General features: G+C 66.6%; 1 protein-coding gene and 1 pseudogene. One reads left to right on the top strand and one right to left on the bottom strand.

Annotated features, from left to right (window positions below; genetic code table 11):
- Positions 1 to 240, top strand: a pseudogene (locus tag ABYB95_RS23570) (aldose 1-epimerase); the annotation flags it as partial.
- 604 nt (positions 241 to 844) lie between these two features.
- Here the strand turns inward: ABYB95_RS23570 and ABYB95_RS23575 are convergent.
- On the bottom strand, positions 845 to 1337 hold a 493-nt coding region (locus ABYB95_RS23575), incomplete at its 5' end, for a substrate binding domain-containing protein (RefSeq protein ID WP_372662834.1).

Here is a 1337-nt window from a genome sequence, read left to right on the forward strand (position 1 = left end):
GAGTGGCCCGAGCGGGGTCTGCAGCTCACCGCGTCCATGCCGGATTTCGAACACGACGGTGGCGCCGCGCAGCACTTCTGCCTGATCTACCGGCCACCGCAGGGCCCGGCGTTTTGTTTCGAGCCCATCACCCAGCCCATATACGCCTTCCACCTGCCCGGGCGGCCGGGCTTGCGCGTGCTGGCGCAGGGCGAGGCGTGTTCGCTCCACGTGCAATGGCGCTGGGCTGCCATGGCGTAGTACGGGCTGGCGCGTACTACGCTCTGAACCACCGCCGATTCACTTGCCGTTGCGGTACTGCCCCATCGCTGCGGTGCGCCAGCTGACCGACGGCAGCGGCGGCCCATCTGTGACGCTGGTGGTCGGGCCAGCCGTCGGGGTCTGTTGTGTCACCCGGTTCGCACTTGGAGACATAGCGTGAACAGACCCGGGTCCCTCCTCAATTCTGCGCGGCCCTTTCGTGGCGGTCGGCTGCTGCGTAGAGCTCGTGCGCAAAGCGCGGGTCGCTGCTCAGCAGCTTGTCCGCCATGGCGCGCGTTTGTTCGGCTTCTTGGAATCGGGTCAGCGGTTGGGTGGTCTTTGGCGCAACCCGGGTCGTGAGCGCCATCCAGAACCTGTGCCCCCACCGCAGGGCGGTAGCGGCGGTATTCCGTAGGCCATCGGCTGTGTGGGGGCGTCCCAAAACTAGGCTGCTGGGGTGGCTGGAAAGTGTGCTGGGCATGGTGTCAACCTCCGTGGCTTGGTAACAAGGTAACGAAAGTATAGGGTAAACCCTAGGTTTGTGTGGCGCCAAGGTCATGCGGCCGCCCAAATCACAAAACTGGGGCTGCCACGCCTGCGGGCGTCAGGAAAACCCGGCGGCAAATGCCTGGCGCACGTAACCCACGAAAGCCGTCACCGCACGCGGCACATGGGCCGAATATGGGCGTATGGCGTAAATTTGTTCCGCGAACGCGCCCACCGGTTTCCAGTCGGGCAGCACCTGCATCAGCTTGCCGCTTTGCAAACTGCTCTGGGCGGTGAAGTCGGGCAGCAAAGCGATGCCCATCCCGCCCAGCGCGGCGTCGCGCAAGGCCTCGCTGTTGTTGGCCGTGAGCGAGCCCGACACCTGTACCGTGGCGCGTTCGCCCCCCTGTTTGCGGGACAGCGGCTCCAGCATCCAGGCCGGGGCGTCTTGCGTGCGCGGGTAGTGCAGGCAGTTGTGCCGCGCCAGATCGCTCGGAACCTCAGGCGCGCCCTGGCGGCGCAGGTAGGCGCGGCTGGCCACCAGCACCGAGCGCGTGGCGCACAGCGTCCAGGCCACGTGGGTGTCGGGTGGGTTGGCGGTGTGGCGGATC

The sequence above is a fragment of the Hydrogenophaga sp. genome (assembly GCF_041633695.1).
Classification (GTDB): domain Bacteria; phylum Pseudomonadota; class Gammaproteobacteria; order Burkholderiales; family Burkholderiaceae_C; genus Hydrogenophaga.